The sequence below is a fragment of the Massilia putida genome, from assembly GCF_001941825.1.
Classification (GTDB): domain Bacteria; phylum Pseudomonadota; class Gammaproteobacteria; order Burkholderiales; family Burkholderiaceae_D; genus Telluria; species Telluria putida.
In genome coordinates this window covers 2,973,385-2,992,705 of sequence record NZ_CP019038.1, presented here as the reverse complement: position 1 = coordinate 2,992,705, position 19,321 = coordinate 2,973,385, and the positions used below count along the sequence as shown (strand labels likewise).

General features: G+C 63.1%; 11 protein-coding genes. 9 read left to right on the top strand and 2 right to left on the bottom strand.

The annotated features are described in order from the left end of the window. Window positions 1-380: 380 nt before the first annotated feature. The 5 genes from BVG12_RS15455 to BVG12_RS15435 all read left to right on the top strand — a co-directional run bounded on the left by BVG12_RS15455 (window position 381) and on the right by BVG12_RS15435 (window position 9,648). Window positions 381-3,953, top strand: a complete 3,573-nt coding sequence (locus BVG12_RS15455; protein ID WP_075793177.1) for a DUF4214 domain-containing protein — start codon at window positions 381-383, stop codon at window positions 3,951-3,953. Window positions 3,954-4,354: 401 nt separating this feature from the next. After that, entirely contained in the window at window positions 4,355-6,151 is a 1,797-nt protein-coding gene (locus tag BVG12_RS15450) for a type I secretion system permease/ATPase (protein WP_075793176.1), read from the top strand. Next, a complete protein-coding gene (locus BVG12_RS15445) occupies window positions 6,151-7,509 on the top strand; it encodes an HlyD family type I secretion periplasmic adaptor subunit (protein ID WP_075793175.1) in 1,359 nt (452 codons plus the stop codon). The genes BVG12_RS15450 and BVG12_RS15445 overlap by 1 nt, the downstream gene beginning before the upstream one ends. A 16-nt stretch (window positions 7,510-7,525) precedes the next feature. Then, window positions 7,526-8,872: a TolC family outer membrane protein gene (locus BVG12_RS15440; protein ID WP_075793174.1), complete on the top strand. Its 1,347-nt coding sequence runs from the start codon at window positions 7,526-7,528 to the stop codon at window positions 8,870-8,872. A gap of 200 nt (window positions 8,873-9,072) precedes the next feature. Next, window positions 9,073-9,648: a DUF4214 domain-containing protein gene (locus BVG12_RS15435; RefSeq protein WP_169926821.1), complete on the top strand. Its 576-nt coding sequence runs from the start codon at window positions 9,073-9,075 to the stop codon at window positions 9,646-9,648. 118 nt (window positions 9,649-9,766) lie between these two features. Here BVG12_RS15435 and BVG12_RS15430 read toward each other — a convergent pair whose 3' ends face one another. After that, complete coding sequence (locus tag BVG12_RS15430; RefSeq protein ID WP_075793172.1) at window positions 9,767-10,633, bottom strand: sulfurtransferase; 867 nt, start codon at window positions 10,631-10,633, stop codon at window positions 9,767-9,769. Window positions 10,634-10,759: 126 nt separating this feature from the next. Between BVG12_RS15430 and BVG12_RS15425 the strand changes: the two genes are divergently transcribed. The 4 genes from BVG12_RS15425 to BVG12_RS15410 all read left to right on the top strand — a co-directional run bounded on the left by BVG12_RS15425 (window position 10,760) and on the right by BVG12_RS15410 (window position 18,389). After that, window positions 10,760-11,872 carry an acyltransferase family protein gene (locus BVG12_RS15425; RefSeq protein ID WP_075793171.1) on the top strand — a complete coding sequence of 371 codons (1,113 nt, stop codon included), beginning with the start codon at window positions 10,760-10,762 and terminating at the stop codon, window positions 11,870-11,872. 155 nt (window positions 11,873-12,027) lie between these two features. Next, the gene (locus BVG12_RS15420; protein ID WP_075793170.1) at window positions 12,028-12,897 is read left to right on the top strand and encodes a MipA/OmpV family protein; all 870 of its coding nucleotides are present in this window, start codon (window positions 12,028-12,030) and stop codon (window positions 12,895-12,897) included. Window positions 12,898-13,077: 180 nt separating this feature from the next. Further along, window positions 13,078-16,572, top strand: coding sequence for a DNA polymerase III subunit alpha (gene dnaE, locus BVG12_RS15415; protein ID WP_075793169.1), 3,495 nt, complete (start codon window positions 13,078-13,080; stop codon window positions 16,570-16,572). Between the two features lie 194 nt (window positions 16,573-16,766). Beyond that, window positions 16,767-18,389: a methyl-accepting chemotaxis protein gene (locus BVG12_RS15410; RefSeq protein ID WP_083685731.1), complete on the top strand. Its 1,623-nt coding sequence runs from the start codon at window positions 16,767-16,769 to the stop codon at window positions 18,387-18,389. Here BVG12_RS15410 and BVG12_RS15405 read toward each other — a convergent pair. Next, on the bottom strand, window positions 18,340-19,176 hold the full coding sequence (locus BVG12_RS15405) for a glycosyltransferase family 2 protein (RefSeq protein ID WP_075793167.1): 837 nt from the start codon (window positions 19,174-19,176) through the stop codon (window positions 18,340-18,342). The genes BVG12_RS15410 and BVG12_RS15405 overlap by 50 nt on opposite strands. Between the last annotated feature and the right edge of the window lie 145 nt (window positions 19,177-19,321).

Genomic DNA, 19,321 nt, shown 5'->3' with positions numbered 1-19,321 from the left:
CTCCCCGGTGACGGGGGATTTTCATTTTTGCTTGGAAACCCGGATGCCGTCTGATGCTGCCATTAATACTAATACTATATGTATTGAGAAAGTACTCAGATTCTCACGCCGAGATTATTCGCGCATATTCACGTTGAGATCCGATTTTATTTCGATGTCGATTGCTTGCTTTGCCAGCTGTCTTCTTTGATAATGGCCGCCGATTCTGTAGCTGGTTCAGCAGTTCCAGTAGAAAAAAAACCCTGTTATTTGTGATGACGGTCACATTCCTGGTCTTGAGACCTCTGTCATGATTCGGCAGGTTGGTACTCGCAGGTCACGATTGTGTCGCTGCAGATCGATTTAAACCCCCTGATCGTTTGATCTATTTAGGAGCAATAATGGCAACTACCTACTACGCAGCCATCCAACAACTGTACGTTGCGTATTTCAATCGCCCGGCTGACGTATCTGGCCTGCAATACTGGGAATCGGTCGTCGAACAAGCCAAAGGCAACACTGCTGCCGTTTCGGCCGCTTTCGCGGCGTCGGCCGAGTACAAGGCTGCTTATGCCAACATGGATGCCTACCATGTCGTCAACGCTGTCTACAACAACCTGTTTGGCCATGACGCCGACGTTCCTGGCCTGAACTTCTGGGCACAAAACCTGATCGCTGGCAAGTTCACCGTCGACCAGGCCGTGACCGCCATCGCCGCGGGCGCGCAAGGCTCCGACCTGGTTACGTTCAATAACCGTGTCCAGGCCGCATCCGCTTTCACCGGCGCGCTGACCACGACCCAGCAGATCCTGGCGTACTCGGGCAATGCTGCCAATGCTCAAGCCAAGTCCTTCCTGTCCGGCATCACCGACAACAATTCGCTGGCCGCAGCCATCGCTCCGACCGCACTGTCCAACGCCGTGAACGGCGTGGTCAACGCTTACCTGAATTCGATCGGCCAGACCTTTACCCTGACTTCGGGTATGGATACCCTGGTGGGTACCGCTGGTAACGATGTGTTCAATGCCACCGTCGGCGGCACTAACCCGACGCTGTCGACCTTCGACTCCATCGACGGCGGTGCTGGCACCAACGTCCTGAACATTTCTGACGTCACCGCAGGTGGTGCCGCTACGAGCATCCCTGCTAACGTTACGCTGAACAACATCCAGACGATCAACGTCCAGAGCGCAGAAGCGGCTGGCGCCAACATCAACACGTCCGCAATCGCCGGCGTGACGAAAGTGGCCGTGAACACGGCTGCTGGCCCGGCAACCGTGACCGCAGCAGGCACGACCGCTGTGTCCGTCGCAAGCGTGGGTACCGCCACTGTCACCGGTGGTTCGACCCAAACCGTTGCCTCCGTTGGCGGCGCCGCCCTGACCAAAGCGACCGGCGCAATCATCGAGACCGATACCGCGCTGGGCGCCGGCTCGATCTCGGCTACCGGCGGCACCAGCGTGACCGTGACCGCTTCGGGCGTCACCACGGGTACCGTGACCGTGGGTAGCGCAGCTGCCGCCCCGACTGGCGCCGTGTCCATCACGACCACCAACGCAGCCGCTACCGGCGCCAGCACCACGCAGGGTGCCATCAACGTCACCGGCGGCTCGACCGTGACCGTGACCGAAAACCTGGTCGCTCCGACCGTCACGAACACCGTTGGCACCGCCTTCTCGGAAACCGGCGCAGCCGTGACCGTTACCGGCACCGCCAACACCACGTCGGTCACCGTGACTCAGACCGCTGCCGTTGCTGCTGTCGCTGGTGTCGCTGCTGCTCCTGCGGTGGCGCAAGTGAACACCATCACCATCGCCGGCACCGTGGCGACTGGCGACGTGTTCACCGCAACCGTCAATGGTAACGCTTACAGCTACACCGCTGTGGCAGGCGATACGACTGCTACCGTTGCTGCTGGACTGAAGGCTGCTATCACCGCAGCAGGCATCACCACGGCCACTTCTGGTTCGACCGTGACGCTTACCGCTAGCACCGCAGGTACGCCGTTCACCGCTACCACCTCGACCACGAGCGCAGCCGCTACCGACGCGATCGCCGCGACCACCGCAAACGCTGCCGCAGTGACCGCCGTTGCTCCGGTTGGCGGTATCGTGGATGGCGCGGTGGTGATCACCGACGCGAACAGCGCGAACACCGACAGCACCAAGGCCAACACCATCACGACCGTCAGCTTGGATGGTTACGGTGCAGGCTCGGCCGTCAACTCGAATGCGCTGGCATCGCTGTCGCTGGCTAACTCGGCTCAAAGCGTCACCGTTACCGACAACTCGGCAAAGCCGACCGCCACCACGCTGGCACTGAACATCAACAATCTGGCTTCGGGCGCAACCCTGAACGACGCCGCGGTCAAGACCGTGAACATCACCACGGGTGCCAAGGCTTCGACTCTTGCGCTGAACGCAGCCGCTGACACCGCAGTGACCGTTGCAGGCGCGGGTAACCTGACCATGAACTTGGCTGGCGCAGCAAACCTGGCGACCTTTGATGGCTCTGCTGCAACCGGCGCGATCAGCCTGAGCGGCCTGGGTAGCAAAGTCACCTCGGTGATGACCGGCGCTGGCAACGATACCCTGGTCCTGAACACCGTGACCTCGGCAGCCGTCGCAGCGACCAGCACCGCCGCGGCTGTTGCTGCAGTGAACCTGAACGTGGGTACCGGTGCAGGCGATGACACCATCGACCTCACCCACGTCACCGGCAACGGTAACTTTACCGTGAGCGCTGGTGCTGGCAACGACATCATCAAGGTCAACCAGAGCCAACTGGCAGCTGGTAACACCATCGATGGCGGCGTTGGCACCGACACCCTGGTTCTGAGCGCTACGACCCCGACCAGCGGCTATACGACCACCGCGTTCGCCGCAGGCGACTACGCTCTGCTCAACTCGACCGTGACGAACGTCGAGAACATCGAGTTCGTGAACAACGTGTTTGGCGTTGATGCATCGCAAGTGTCTTTCACCGGTATGAAGTTTGACCAGGGCGGTGTTGTGACCAACGTGACCACCCAGGCCCTGACGACCGGCGGCAACCTCACTGCGACGGCTTCGGGCTACTCGGCTACGGCATACGCCGGCAACCTGAACGTCACCGACACGGCATCTGCAACCCTGACCCTGAAGGCCGATACCGCGACCGTGAACGTCAACGCATCGACTTCGGCCGCCACCGCCGCGACGATCAATGGTGACCTGCAGACTTCGCTGACCGTGAATCTGGCCAACGCCGCAAATGCATCGTCGAACGCGACTGGTGACAACTTGGCCAGCGCCACGATCAACGTTGCCAGCGTGAACCAGCACCTGAAGTCGATCGTTCTGACCGGCAACGGCAACGTCAGCATCGATGCAACGAGCTCGGCCGCTCTGACCAGCGTCGACGCTTCGCAGCTGGGCAACACCATCGCCAATGGTACCCTCAAGGGTGCTGTCGCTGGCGGCCTGACCATGACCACTAGCAACCAAGTGGCTGAGACCATCACCCTGGGCAGCGGCCACGATGTCATCACGGTGAACTCGACCTACCAGACGATGGACACCATCGTCGGCTTCAACGCGGCCAACACTGGTACCGCTGCGAATCCGAACTCGGACGTCCTGGTGATCAGCGCTGCTTCGCTGAACAACACTGGTAATGCAGCCAACAACAACGCAGGCGTTGCCAATGGTGTCCTGACCATCAACGGCACGACCGCGCTGGCTACCAACGCGACGACCGAAGTTGGTCTGGCCAAGCTGACCCTGGCCGCTGGCGACACCACCCTGGCCCTGGCCTTCGTGGACGCTGCTGCCCACGCTGGTAACAACGTCGTCGAGTTCCAGTTCGGTGGCAACACCTACCTGTTCGCCGACACCAACCACAACGGCACCCTGGACAACAGCGACTTTGCAGTCAAGCTGGTTGGTACCCTGGATGTCACCGGCGCCTTCGGCATCCCGCCGGCAACTCACTAATCAGTGAGTCGGCACTAGCCCCCCAGGGCTGGTAACAATGCGGCCGGGCCTTCCCGGCCGCATTTTTTACGCGAACAAAACGGTCCGCCGTATGACGTTTCCGCAGTGCTGTCGAATGCGAGGCAAGTCCCTGCAGAGTTTCAGCGCGGATGGGATGCGAACGGCGACCCGTGTAAAGCGTATTCATGAGGCGTGTCTAAGGGCATGCCTTTTCTTTTGCCGGATCGGCAGCCGTCCGATCGGTTCCCCTTCAAATGCAACAGCCAGGCAAGAAAATGTGATGTCCGTCACATTTTCTGATTCGTTTGAGCGATAATGTCGCAGTCGCTAATGGGTCTTGCGTTAGCGCATCTGTTTTTGTATCGCCGTGCATCCCGCACGAGGACTATCGACGCCTACTGATGACTAACAAATTATCGAAACCGAAAAGTGAGATCGCACTGGCCCTGCAGGGGTTCAAGCGCGCCTTCATTTCTGTCGGCACATTCAGCGCCATCATTAATCTGCTGATGCTCGTGCCCTCGCTTTATATGCTGCAGGTGTATGACCGCGTCCTGGCGAGCCGCAACGAAGTCACGCTGTTGATGCTGACCGTAATCATGCTCGGCGCCTATTTGCTGATGTCCGCACTGGAAATGGTGCGCAGTTTTGTACTGATTCGTGTAGGCGCGCGCTTCGACATGACGCTCAACAAGCGTGTGTATACCGCCGCGTTCGAGCAGAACCTGAAGCAGGCCGGCGGCAACGCCGGACAGGCGCTGAACGATCTCACCAGCCTGCGTCAATTCCTGACCGGTAATGCGCTGTTCGCGTTTTTCGACGCACCCTGGTTCCCGATCTACCTGCTGGTGATCTTCCTGTTCGAGCCCTGGCTCGGCCTGTTCGCGCTATTCGGCACTGGCATCCTGATCGTGCTCGCCGTCGTGAATGAAAAAGTGTCGCGCGAGCCCTTGTCCAACGCGAACACGATGGCCATTGTCGCTGGCACCCTGGCCACAAACAATCTGCGCAACGCGGAAGTCATCGAATCGATGGGCATGCTGCCCAATCTGATGAATCGATGGTTCAAGCTGCACAGCCGTTTCCTCAACCTGCAGGCGGAAGCCAGCCAGAAGGCCGGCATCGTGGGCGCCGTCACCAAATTCTTCCAGACCTCGCTGCAATCGCTCGTGCTGGGCCTGGGCGCCTTGTTGGTGATCGACGGCCGCATCACCCCGGGCATGATGATCGCCGCCTCGATCCTGGTCGGCAAGGCGCTGGGTCCGGTCCAGCAGGTGATCGCGGTGTGGAAATCGTGGAGCAGCACCCGCATGGCCTATGAACGCCTTAGCGCGCTGCTGGACGCCAATCCGGCGCGCCCGGCCGGCATGGAGCTGCCCAAGCCGCAAGGCGCGCTGACGGTGGAAGGTGTAGTCGCCGGTCCGCCGGGCACCAATCAGCAGGTCTTGCGCGGCCTCTCCTTCGCGATCGCCCCGGGTGACGCGCTCGGCGTGATCGGCCCCAGCGGTGCGGGCAAGTCGACTCTGGCGCGCCTGCTGGTCGGCGTTTGGCCGGCGCTGGCAGGCAAGGTGCGCCTCGACGGCGCCGACATCTATAGCTGGAACAAGGGCGAACTCGGCCCGAACATCGGCTACCTGCCGCAGGACATCGAACTGTTCAGCGGCTCCGTCAGCGAGAACATCGCCCGCTTCGGCGAGATCGACGCCCAGAAGGTGGTCGAGGCCGCCAAGCGTGCCGGCGTGCACGATCTGATCCTGCACCTGCCGAAGGGTTACGACACCCTGCTGGGCGACGGCGGCGCCGGCCTCTCCGGCGGCCAGAAGCAGCGCCTGGGCTTGGCGCGCGCCATGTACGGCGACCCGGCCCTGATCGTGCTCGACGAGCCGAATTCGAACCTGGACGAAGCGGGCGAGCAGGCGCTGGTGCAGGCCGTGCTCGACCTGCGCCGGCGCGGCAAGACCATCGTCCTGATCACGCACCGCACCAGCATCATCGGCGCGACCAGCAAGCTGCTGCTGTTGCGCGACGGTGTCGGTCAGGCTTTCGGCCCGACCGACCAAGTGCTGGCCGCGCTGCAGGAGGCGAGCCAGAAGGCGGTTCTGGCCCAGCAGCAGGCACAGGCGCGCGCCCAGGCGCAGGCCCAGGGACCGGCGCCGACCGAACGGACGGATACCGATACCGAACAAGGGATCAAGTAATGAAGCTCATTCAAAAGAAAGACGCGGCCACCGAAGTCATCGCGCATGACGTCACGCCGCTTGAAGTGAATACGGACGACCGTAGCTGGTCCCGCCTGGGCTGGCTCGTCGTCGTGCTGGGCGTGCTCGGCTTTCTGGTCTGGGCGGTCTTCGCACCGCTCGACAAGGGCGTGCCGATGTCGGGCACGGTGACCAAGGAATCGAACCGCAAGGCGATCCAGCACCAGACGGGCGGCATCATCCAGGACATCCTGGTGAAGGATGGCGACACGGTCAGGGCCGGGCAAGTGTTGGTGCGCATGAATGCGGTGAACGCCAAGGCCGGCTACAACATGACCCGGGCGCAGTATCTTGCCGCGCGCGCCACCGAGGCGCGCCTGCTGGCCGAGCGCGACGGCGCGTCGACGATCCATTTCCCGGACGAGCTGGCCGCGCATGCGAGCGAGCCCGCCATCGCCGACGCGATGACGCTGCAATCCCAGTTGCTGACCTCGCGTCGCGCCGCATTGAAGACCGAGCTGGCCACCGTGGACGAGAACATCGCGGGCTTGAAGAGCCAGATCCAGGGCCTGCAGGACTCGCGCCAGAGCAAGAAGGAGCAGATCGGCTTCCTTAAGGAACAACTGGACGGCATGCGCGACCTGGCCAAGGAGGGCTATGTGGCGCGCAACCGCCTGCTCGACCTGGAGCGTACCTACGCCCAGTTGCAGGGTGCGGTGTCCGAAGACATCGGTAACATCGGCCATGCCCAGCGCCAGGTGATGGAGCTGACCCTGCGCAAATCGCAGCGCATGGACGAGTACCAGAAGGAAGTGCGCACGCTGCTGGCCGATACCCAGAAGGAAGTCGGCGCCCAGGGCGCGCGCATGCAGGCCCAGCAGTTCGAGCTGTCGAACGTCGAGGTCAAGGCGCCGGTTGACGGCACCGTCGTCAACCTGGCCGTGTTCACCAACGGCGGGGTGGTCGCGCCTGGGTTCAAGATGATGGATATCGTGCCGAGCGACGATCCGCTTGTCGTCGAAGGCCAGTTGCCGGTCAACTTGGTCGACAAGGTCCAGGCGGGTCTGCCGACCGAGCTGATTTTCTCGGCCTTCAACGCGAACCGTACGCCGCATATCCCGGGTGTGGTCGAGACCGTGTCGGCCGACCGCACCGTCGACGAGCGCAGCGGCGCCGCATACTACAAGGTGCGCGTGCGGGTCTCGCCGGAGGGCGCAAAGATGATCGCCGCCCACCACATGGACATCCGCCCCGGTATGCCGGTGGAACTGTTCGTCAAGACAGGTGAACGTACGATGATGAACTACCTGCTCAAGCCGGTATTCGACCGTGCCCATTCGTCGATGAGCGAGGATTGAACGCGTGAGAAAGGTAATGACATCACTGGGAAGCCTGCGCAAGGGGGGGCTGGTCTTGGCGGCGGCGCTGCTGGCCGCGAATGGGAGCGCCGGTGCGATCACCCTGCAGCAGGCCTACGAGGCCGCGCTGAAGAACGATCCGCAGTACCGGATGAATTTTTACGAGAACGAGTCGGCCAAGGAGAATCGCATCCTCGGGCGCTCGAATCTGCTGCCGCAGGTGTCGGCGAGTTATTCGGCCAACCGCAACATCGCCGATACCGATACGTACAGCGAGCAGTACAAGATCCGATTTCCGGCACATCCGCGCTACATCAGCCGCTCGTCGATGATCCAGGTGCGCCAACCGATCCTCAACCTGGACGGCTGGATGCGCTACCGCCAGGGCAAGGTGCAGACCGAGCAGGGCGCGAAACAGTTCGAGTCCGACACCGCTCAGGTGATCCTGCGCGTGGTCGGCGCGTACTCGGACGCGTTGTTCGCCGAGGACCAGGTTGCGCTCTCCAAAGTACAGCGCGACATGTATCTGGAACAAATGAAGGTCAACCAGCGCCTGTTCGAAAAAGGCGAGGGCACCAAGACCGACATGCTGGAAACCCAGGCGCGCCTGGACTTGGCTGAGGCCCAGCTGGTCGAGGCGCAGGACAATGCGACGGCGATGCGCGACACGCTCGCCGGCGTGATCGGCATGGATCCGGGCACGCTCGATCCGCTGGGCGCCAACTTCCATTTCCAGAATCTGCCGGCGAAGTCGTTCGAGGACTGGCGCGCGACGGCCATCGCGCGCAATCCGCAGTTGGCGGCGGCGCGTCTGGCGGTCGAGCAGGCGCGCCTGGAAATCCTGCGCGACAAGGCGGGACACGCGCCGCGCGTCGACCTCATCGGCACCTACAGCAGGGATGATGCGGCTTCGCTGCAGAACTACCAGCAGAACTCGGTCAACCGCGCGATCGGTGTGCAGGTGAACATCCCGATCTACCAGGGCGGCGCGATCAATGCGACGACGCGCCAGGCGGCGGCGAACTGGAACCGCGCCCAGGCCGACCTCGACCACCGCACCAATCAGGTCGTCGTGGAGCTGCGCAAGGCATACGACCTCGTGCAGAACAGCGTGGCCAAGGTCACGGCGCTGGAAAAAGCCGTCGCCTCCAGCAAGGAATTGATGAAGGCCACCGAACAGAGCATCAAGGGTGGTGTGCGCATCAATCTCGACTTGCTCAACGCGCAGCAGCAGTTGTACACGAGCCAGCGCGACCTCGCGCAGGCCCGCTACATGTACCTGCTCGGCTTGCTGCGCATGCGCGCGGCGGCCGGCACATTGGACGACAGCGCCGTGCGCGAAGTCGCCGCCTACTTCCACTGAGTCTTTCCGGCGGCGCCGATACGGCGCCGCCGCGCATATTCTTAATGCATTTAGTTAACAATTTTCCTGAATGCAGTAAGTAACCACTTCGATCCAGAAACAGTATCCACGCGGAATCTGCTTGCGCACTGCTGTGTTGCTGGCGCCGCCATCTGGTCAGTTCATGTACCATTTCCTCACATTTCCACATGGAGGTAATAATGGCAACCACGAACACAACGACCGTCGAGCAGTTGTACATTGCATACTTCAGCCGCCCGGCGGACCCGAATGGCCTGGCATACTGGGACAATGTGCTGGCGACCAATCCCAATGGAGTGCAGCAGATTTCCGCGAACTTCGCGGCCTCGCAGGAGTACAAGGACACGTATGCCGGCCTGGACAACCAGAGCATCGTGCAGGCCGTGTATCACAACCTGTTCGGCCGTGCCGGCGAGCAGGCGGGCGTCGACTACTGGACGAACGTGCTGAACAATCACACGATCACCATCGACAACGTCGTGACGGCCGTCGCCGCGGGCGCCCAGGGCAACGACAAGCTGGTCTATAACGGCCGCGTGGCCGTCGCCACCTCGTTCACGGCGCACGTCGACACCCCGGCCGAAATCGCGGCCTATTCGGGCACGGCGGCAAATCTGAAAGCCAAGGCCTTCATCGGGACGATCGTCGACCTGACGACTTCGGCCTATGCCATCGACCCGGGTGTCATCGACGCCAAGATCGCCGAGATCGTGGGCACCCCGACCGGCACCGACGTACCGCATCATCTGGCTTGAACGACGTTGTTGCACGAACCGACGTTTCATATCGCATTCGCGATTGGGACAGCAGCGAACGAGGTGGATGGGCGCGGCGATCAACGCAGCGCCCATGGCCTCATCAATGGATTGCGTGTCAGGCGCCGGCTTCGTCCGGCACAGGCTTGCCGGCCCGCCCGCCACCCGCGCAATGCGGACACGATTTCCCCACCACATACTCCGGCGACAACTGCTGGCGCGGCGTCACGACGGCGCGGCACGCGAAGCATTGCACGGTTTCCGTCGGCTCCAGCTTCGGATTGAGCGCGGTGCGGTAGTCGAACACGAAGCAGTCGCCCGTGTAGTGGTCGCCGCCCACTTCCTCGAAATACTTCAGGATGCCGCCGTCGAGCTGGTAGACGCGGTCGTAGCCGATGTTTTGCATGTGGATCGCCGCTTTTTCGCAGCGGATGCCGCCCGTGCAGAACGTCACGACGGTCTTGCCCTTCAACTCGTCCTTGTGTTTCTCGACGACCTCAGGGAATTCGCTGAATTTCTCGATGCGGTAATCGAGCGTGTTCTCGAACGTGCCGACGTCGACTTCGAATGCGTTGCGCGTTTCCATCATCACGACCGGGACGCCGTCGTCGTCATGGCCCTGGTCGAGCCAGCGCTTGAGTGTCTTCGGCGCCACGGACGGCGCGCGGCCCAGTTCCGGCTTGATCAGTGGCATGCGCATCGTGATGATTTCCTTCTTGATGCGGACCAGCATGCGGCGGTGCGATTGTTCGGCCGACAGGCTTTCCTTCCACTCCAGGTCGGCCAGGCGGGCGTCGCTGCGCACCCAGGCGAGGTACTGGTCGATCGCCTCGCGCAGGCCGGACACGAACATATTGATGCCTTCCGGCGTCAGCAGGACGGTGCCCTTGAGGCCCAGCTCGTTGCACAGCGCCTGGTATTGCGGGCGCATCTCTTCGAGGTTGTCGAGGCTGACGAACTTGTAGGCGGCGATATTGACGTGCATGATCGTTAAAGCGGTGGGACGTGAAGTGAAGCCTTCTATTATAAGGCAGCTGAGCCCAGAAGACGTCATATACACGGCAATTGGCATTACAATGCTTTTCTTTCATGCAAGCCTTCCGGCCCTCCCATGCAATCGTTGAACCTGCAATACAACCCGCGCATCGACCAGTTGCGCTGGCTGGCCGCCACCATCGTGTTCCTGTTCCATTTCCACCTGGAGTACCGCGGCCTGGGCGGGGCGCCGCTGACGAGCAATTGGGCGGCCCTGGTCACGGAAGGGCATACGGGCGTCGGGCTGTTCTTCACCTTGTCCGGCTTTCTGTTCATGCAGATCGCGCTGGCGCAGAAAACCATCGTCTACCGCGATTTCGTGCGCAACCGCGTGCTGCGGATTTTCCCCTTGTTCCTGACGATCTTCCTCGTGGCCACGTCGATCGGGCGCGACACGTTCCAGCCGCAAGACCTGCTGTACCTGTTCGCCACGAACCTCGGCCATGCGCCGACGTCCGGCACGGTGATCACGGGCGCGGCCTGGACAATCTCCCTGGAATTCCTGTTCTATCTCGTCTTTCCGTTCCTGGCCCGCTTCGCGCTGGAGCGGGGCAAGCGCTACCTCGTCGAACTGCTGGCGCTGATGGCGTTCTTCAAATTGGCGGCCTATACCGTCAACGACAACAGCACGCTGATGTATTTCTGTACGTTCGTCGGCCGCTTCGACCAGTTCCTGATCGGCATGCTGGCGGCGATGCTGTACCAGCAGTACCAGGCCAGCCTGCAGCGCCACGCGCCGTGGCTGCTCGTCGTGGCGGCCGCGCTCGTCGTGTGGGACACGGCCACGATGCACCGCCTGGCGCCGTTCGGCGCGACGCCGAAATCGTCGTTCTGGATCTTCTGGTCGATGGCGGAGTCCGCCGGCTGGGCGTTTTTCATCATTGCCTGGGTCGGGTTCCGCCCGCGCCTGCCGGACCCGGTCGAGCGCGTACTGTGCCATGGCGGCAAGGTCAGTTTTTCCTTTTATCTGCTGCACATGGGGCTGCTGCATCTGCTGGCGCAGCGCGTCGGCCTCGTGCATCCGACCGGCCGCGGCTGGCTCGACGCCGCCCTCATGGTCGCCATCAGCTATGGCGCGACGTGGGCGCTGGCGACCCTCGGCTATAACAGCATCGAGGAACCGTTCCTGCGCATGCGCCGCCGCTACGGCGCCGACAAGCCCGTCCAGGCAGGTGTGGCCGTGCGGTAACCGCCGCGTGGCGGATGCGCCACACGACATCTCCTGTCGCGATCGGCCCGACAAAGTCGGATCATAAAAGTTCGACAACGCATATGAGGCGCCGCAAACAGCCGTATTGACGTCTCCCCGTAGGATGGTTCGCATCATTCAACAGGGGGTGAGTCATGAAGCTAACGTTTTTCAAGGCGGGTCTCGCGGCGTCCGGCGCCATGCTGGTCATCGCGGGCGCCGGCGCACAGGAAGTCATCCCGGTCGAGATGCCGCAGGAAGTCAATATGGCGGGGGCGGGCGCGTTCGGGCTGCCGGATTTTGTCGGGTCCGAGGATTACCATCCCGAGGGGGAGGGATTTTTGCACGCCAACTTCGGCAACGGCATGTGGCTGCGGGTGATCGGGCCGGAAGTCAAGCTGAACGTGGTGCCATCGAACATGGCGCTCGATTACGGTCAGTTCAGGAATTTGCGGGCCGGTTTCCTGTACCGGGCGCGGCCGACCCGCGACACGGACGTCAAGGACCCTGTCGTCCGGCAGATGCGCCGGATCCCGGCCGCGTCCGAGCTCGGCGTCTTTGCCAGTTATGAGTGGCCGCTGCCCGGCGATCCGCTCCACAAAGTCGTGTTCAGCGGCGACGTCGCGTGGAACACGAACAATCTATATACGGGCGCCACGGGCAGCATCAAGGCGACGTATTTCTATCCGTTCCCGCAAGGCCTGGGCGGGCGGCCGCTGCTCGGTTCGGCGGGGTTCAGCCTGTTCTTCGCCAGCGATCATTTCACGGACCGTTATTTCGGCATCAACGGCGCCGACCTGGCCGCGTTCCCGGAGCGGGGCGCCGTGCCGTACCGGCCCGAGGGCGGGCTGACGTCGATCCGGATCCCGTTCCAGGTGACGTCGCAGTTCGACCGGCATTGGGGCCTGACCTTGGCCGGGCGCTACGAAAGGTTGCTGGGGGATGCGAAGGACAGTCCGATCGTCGACCGGCGCGGGAGTCAGAACCAGTGGGTGTTCGGGGGTGCCATCAACTATACGTTCTGACATCCCATCGTTCCGTCATTGCCGGAAACGACTCGCGCAGGCGGGGACCATACTGGGCCGACCAAGGACGCTCAGTATGGATTCCCGCCTGCACGGGAACGACGCATCGAGGTCTTGTCAAGAGAAACACCGTGCCTGGATGCAACCCTCCATTCCTGCCGTCCGAGGTAAAATGACAGGATGACTTCCCCGATCTTCACCCACCTCCGCGTCCATACCGAATACTCGATCGTCGACGGCCTCGTCCGCATCGACGACCTCGTGGCTGCCGCCGTCAAGGACCAGCAGCCGGCGGTGGGTGTGACCGACCTGGCGAACGCCTTTTGCCTCGTGCGCTTCTATAAAGCGGCGCGCGGCAAGGGCGTCAAGCCGATTGTCGGGGTCGACGCCTGGATCACGAACGACGAGAACCGCGACAAGCCGTTCCGCCTGCTCATCCTGTGCAAGAACAAGACCGGCTACCTGCAGCTGTGCGAACTGCTGTCCAAGGCGTGGCTCACCAACCAGTACAAGGGCCGGGCCGAGATGCGCATCGAGTGGCTGGAAGCGCTGGCGACGTCCGTCTCCACGCTGGAGCCGGAGGTGCCCCAGTCGAACGGCCTGATCGTGCTGTCGGGCGCGCAGTTCGGCGACATCGGCCAAGCCATCGACAACGGCGACCTGGACAAGGCCGAGGCGTGCGCGCGCCGCTGGGCCCGGATTTTCCCTGGCCATTTTTACGTGGAGATCCAGCGCGCCGGCCAGCCGAACCAGGAACAGCAGGTGCGTCACTCGGTGGCGCTGGCGAACCGGCTCGCGCTGCCCGTCGTCGCGACGCACCCGGTGCAGTTCATCAGCAAGGACGAGTTCATTGCCCACGAGGCACGCGTCTGTATCGCCGAGGGCGAGATGCTGGCCAACGCCAAGCGCGTGCGCCGCTTCAACGAAGGCATGTGCTTCAAGTCGCAGGCCGAGATGGCGGAGCTGTTCAAGGACCTGCCGGACGTGTTGGCCAACTCCGTGGAAATCGCCAAGCGCTGCAACGTGACGCTCACGCTCGGCAAGCCCCAGCTGCCGAACTTCCCGACCCCGGGCATGACGATCGACGAATTCCTCGTCGCCGAAACGAAGAAGGGCCTGGAAGAGCGCCTCGTCGAGCTGTACCCCGACCCGGTGCAGCGCGAGAAGGAGCGGCCGCGCTACGAAGCCCGTTTGCAGTTCGAGAACGACACCATCATCAAGATGAAGTTCCCGGGCTACTTCCTCATCGTGGCGGAGTTCATCCAGTGGGGCAAGAACAACGGCGTGCCGATCGGCCCGGGCCGCGGTTCCGGTGCGGGTTCGCTCGTCGCGTACGCGCTCAAGATCACCGACCTCGATCCGCTGAAATACAACCTGCTGTTCGAACGTTTCCTGAACCCGGAACGCGTCTCGATGCCCGACTTCGACATCGACTTTTGCCAGGAGAAGCGCGAACTGGTGATCCAGCACGTGAAGGATCTGTATGGCCGCGACGCGGTGTCGCAGATCGCCACGTTCGGTACGATGGCGGCGAAGGGCGCGATCCGCGACGTGGGCCGCGTGCTCGACTTCGGTTATAACTTCTGCGACGGCATCTCGAAGCTGATCCCGTTCAAGCCGGGCAAGCAGGTGTCGATCGCCGAGGCGATCGAAGAAGAGCCGATGCTCAAGGAACGCCTCGAGAACGAGGAAGAAGTGAAGCAGCTGATCGAGCTCGCGCAGCAGGTCGAGGGCATCACCCGCAACATCGGCATGCACGCCGGCGGCGTGCTGATCGCCCCCGGCAAGCTGACCGACTTCTGCCCGCTGTACACGCAGGGCGGCGACGCCGGCGTCGTGTCGCAGTACGACAAGGACGACGTCGAAGCGGCCGGCCTGGTGAAGTTCGACTTCCTGGGCCTGACCACGCTGACCATCCTCGACCGCGCCGTCAACTACATCCGTGCGCTCGATCCGGCCGACAAGGATTTCGATCTCGCCAAGCTGCCGCTGACGGACCGGTCGACCTATAAACTGCTGACGGATGCGAAGACCGTCGCCGTGTTCCAGCTTGAAAGCCGCGGCATGCAGGGCATGCTGAAGGATGCGCGCCCCGACCGCTTCGAGGACATCATCGCGCTCGTGGCGCTGTACCGTCCGGGCCCGATGGACCTGATCCCCGACTTCTGCAAACGGAAACACGGCGAGAAGTTCGACTATCCCGATCCGAGAACAGAGAGCATCCTGTCCGAGACCTACGGCATCATGGTCTATCAGGAGCAGGTGATGCAGATGGCGCAGATCGTCGGCGGCTACTCGCTGGGCGGCGCGGACATGCTGCGCCGCGCGATGGGTAAGAAAAAGCCGGAAGAGATGGCGCAGCACCGCGAGATCTTCCGCGCCGGCGCCGCGAAGGACGGCCTGTCGCAGGAAAAGGCCGACGAGATCTTCGACCTGATGGAGAAGTTCGCGGGCTACGGCTTCAACAAGTCGCACGCGGCCGCGTACGCGCTGCTGTCGTATCACACGGCCTACCTGAAGGTCCACCACACCGCCGCGTTCATGGCAGCCAACATGTCGCTGGCCATGGAAGACACGGACAAGATCAAGATCCTGGTCGAGGATTCGATCGACATGTGCGGCCTGACGATTCTGCCGCCGGACGTCAACGAATCGCAGTTCCGCTTCACGCCGGAAGGCCCGCCGCCGTCCGTCACGGGCAAGCCCGTGAAGAACATCCGCTACGGTCTCGGCGGCGTGAAAGGCGCGGGGCAGGGCGCGATCGAGGCGATCATCGCGGCGCGCGAATCGGGCGGGAAGTTCAAGGACTTGTTCGACTTCTGCAAGCGCGTCGACCGCAAGCAGATCAACCGCCGCACGATCGAATCGCTGATCCGCGCGGGCGCGATGGATTGCTTCGGCGTCGACCGCGCCGTGCTGCTGGCCTCCGTGGCGTTCGCGGTCGAAGTGGCCGACCAGGCCGCGGCGTCCGCGAACCAGGTGAGCCTGTTCGGCGGCGACGATTCCGACCTCGTCGCGCCGCCCGACTACGTGAAGGCGACGCCGTGGACGGACCGCCAGAAGCTGTCCGAGGAGAAGACCGCGCTGGGCTACTACCTGTCGGGCCATATGTTCGACTCGTACGCGCAGGAAGTGCGCCGCTTCGCCAAGACGAAGCTGAAGGACCTGGAACCGTCGCGCGATCCGCGCATGCTGTGCGGCGTGATCACGGGCGTGCGCACGCAGCTCACGCAGCGCGGCAAGATCCTCATCGTTTCGCTGGACGACAAGTCCGGCGTCGTCGAGGTCACGATCTACAACGAGCTGTTCGAAGCGAACAAGAACATCTTCCGCGAAGACGAATTCCTGCTCGTCGTCGGCAAGGTGTCGGAAGACCGCTTCAACGGCGGCCTGCGCATCACGGCGGAGAAGGCGTTCGACATCGCGACGGCGCGCATCCAGTACGGCCACAAGCTGGAGATGGACGTGGCCTGCACCATCGCGCCGGCGAAGCTGGCCGAGATCCTGCAGCCTTACCGCCACGAGAACGGCCTGCCGGTCAGCCTGCGCGTGACGCCGCAGGGCATCCCGTGCACGCTGCAGCTGGGCGACGCCTGGCGCGTGGCGCCGTCGGACGAACTGAAATACGCGCTCGAATTGCACCTTGGCGCGAAAGAAGTCGCGGTCGAGTATTGAACGCGGCAACGGATACATGCAAGGCAAGACTATTTGCCAACTGCGTTGTACCGTTGCCGCTTTTTCATAGTCGAAATATGTATATTTAGGTGTAATTGCATTCCTGCCATTGAGTTTGCGCGGCGCTCATCGGTAAATATTGGCCTGTGGAAAATATCCACGTTTTTGACGCCTGAATGACGGCGCTGACCAATATGAAACTTACATTCCGCCAAAAACTTTTCCTTCCCCTTTTCCTCAGTTGGATCTGCCTGCTGGCCGTGTTCACCGTGAACGCCATGCAGAGCCGCGCACTGCGCCTCGAAGAGCGCCAGATCCAGTTGTCGAACGCCGGCGACATCGCCGCATCGATCGCCAAGGACTACGCGGCCCTCGCCGCCGCCGGCACGCTGCCGCTCGACGAGGCCAAGAAGCAGGCGCTCGCGCGCATCCGCGCGCTGCGTTTCGGCGCGAGCGGCTACCTCGTCGTCTACGACGACAAGACCGTGCTGATGCACCCGATCAAGCAGGAACTGGTCGGCACCGCGATCGACCAGACCGTCGATCCGGAAGGCCACAAGCCTTACATGGAAGGCATCGCCGCCACCCGGGCCGGCGGCGGCTTCGTCCAGTATCTGTGGGCGAAGCCGGGGTCGCAGAAGCCGGAGCCCAAGCTGACCTATATCGCGGCCTATCAACCGTGGGGCTGGTATTTGATGACGGGCCTGTACATCGACGACCTGGACCGCGCCTTCCGTGCCCAGCTGGCCGGCGCCGCCGTCTGGCTGGCCGTGATCGGCGCGCTGCTCACGGCCCTGGTCTGGTTCGTCGTGCGCAGCGTGGAACGCTCGATCGGCGGAGATCCGGAGGATGCGGTCGCGGTGGCGCAGCGCATCGCCGCCGGCGACCTCGGCATGAGCGTCGCCGTGCGTGCCGGCGATGACGCCAGCCTGATGGCCGCCATGAAACGCATGCGCGACGCGCTGGCCGGCATCGTGGGCGACGTGCGTGCGGGGACGGACCTGATCGCCACCGCGTCGCGCGAGATCGCCAGCGGCAACCTCGACCTGTCGAGCCGCACGGAAGAGCAGGCCAGCTCGCTCGAAGAGACGGCCGCGTCGATGGAAGAACTGACGTCGACCGTGAAGCACAGCGCCGAGAACGCGCGCGAAGCGAGCCGGCTGGCCGATTCGGCCGCCGAGGTGGCGGGCCGCGGCGGCGAGGTCGTGGCGCGGGTCGTCGACACGATGGCATCGATCAATGATTCGTCGAGCAAGATCGTCGACATCATCAGCGTCATCGACGGCATCGCCTTCCAGACGAATATCCTGGCGCTGAACGCGGCGGTCGAAGCGGCGCGCGCGGGCGAGCAGGGCAGGGGGTTTGCCGTGGTGGCGGGCGAAGTGCGCACGCTGGCGCAGCGTTCCGCCGCGGCGGCCAAGGAAATCAAGGCGCTGATCGGCGATTCCGTCGCGCGCGTGGACAGCGGCGCGAAGCTGGTGGCGGAAGCCGGCGCCACGATGCAGGAGATCGTGGCCAGCGTGAACAAGGTCAGCACGATGATCGGCGCGATCAGCAGCGCCACCCGGGAACAGGGCGAGGGCATCGAGCACATCAACCAGGCCATCACCCAGATGGACCAGGTGACGCAGCAGAACGCGTCGCTGGTCGAGGAAGCGGCGGCCGCGTCGGAAGCGATGCAGGAGCAGGCGGCGAAGCTGGCGCAGGTCGTCAGCGTGTTCCGGATCGAGGCCCCGGCCCCGGCTCCGGCTCCGGCCCGCGCGCCCGTTACGTCGCCGGTCTTGCGTGCTCGCGCAACCCGATCGTTGCCTGCGTAACCTTGGCGGCAGCGCGTTCCAGGACGAGGTTGCGGTTGCTCGTCTCCTGGTCGCGCTGTGCCTCCCGGTGCCACAAGTGGAACACCTCCGTGGCAAAGGCGCCGTCCTTGCGCAGCACCCCCGCATGGAACAGGCGCACGACGAGGTCGGAATCCTCGTGGCCCCAGCCCGTGAAACTCTCGTCGAAGCCGTTCACGCGTTCAAGATCGCTGCGCCACACGGCCAGGTTGCAGCTCTTGATGCGGCGCCAGGAAAACTTGCGCGACGTGCGCCCCACGTCGGGCCAGCGCAACCCCAGCGGCTGCAAGGTCTTGTTCAGGTCGCCGCGCAACCGCCACCCCAGGCGCGTGAGCGGGGACGTGGCGGTCAGATCGATGTTCTCTTCCAAAACCCGGCGCGTCAGCGCCTCCGACAACAGAATGCGGCTGCCCGACACGAGGTAGCCGGGCCGCGACAATGCGCGGTGGCGGGCGATGAAATCGCGCTGCGGGATGCAGTCGCCGTCCAGGAAGACGATGTATTCGCCGGTCGCGGCCAGGGTGCCGCGATTGCGTGCCATGGCGGCGCGAAAACCTTCGTCGGGTTGCCAGACGTGGCGCAGAAGCACCGGTGACGCCGCTTGCAGCCTCTCCACGCAGGCACGTGTGTTGGCAGTCGAGCCATCATCAGCGATAATGATTTCGAAATTCTTGTCGTTCTGCATAAAACATGCCCGCACCACCGCTTCCAGCGCGTCTGGCCGGTTATAGGTGGTGATCACGACCGAGATTGTCTGTGCGCGCGTCATAAGGTCCGATGTACACTGCTATATTCCGGGCACGTCGCAAAACCTGCTGCGCGTTGCACTGTCGTCCTGCGATGCTCACTGTACTTTCGTACAGCTGCGCTTCTCGAACGACATTGCCGCCGCTCGCGAGGGTTTTTCGAGGTGC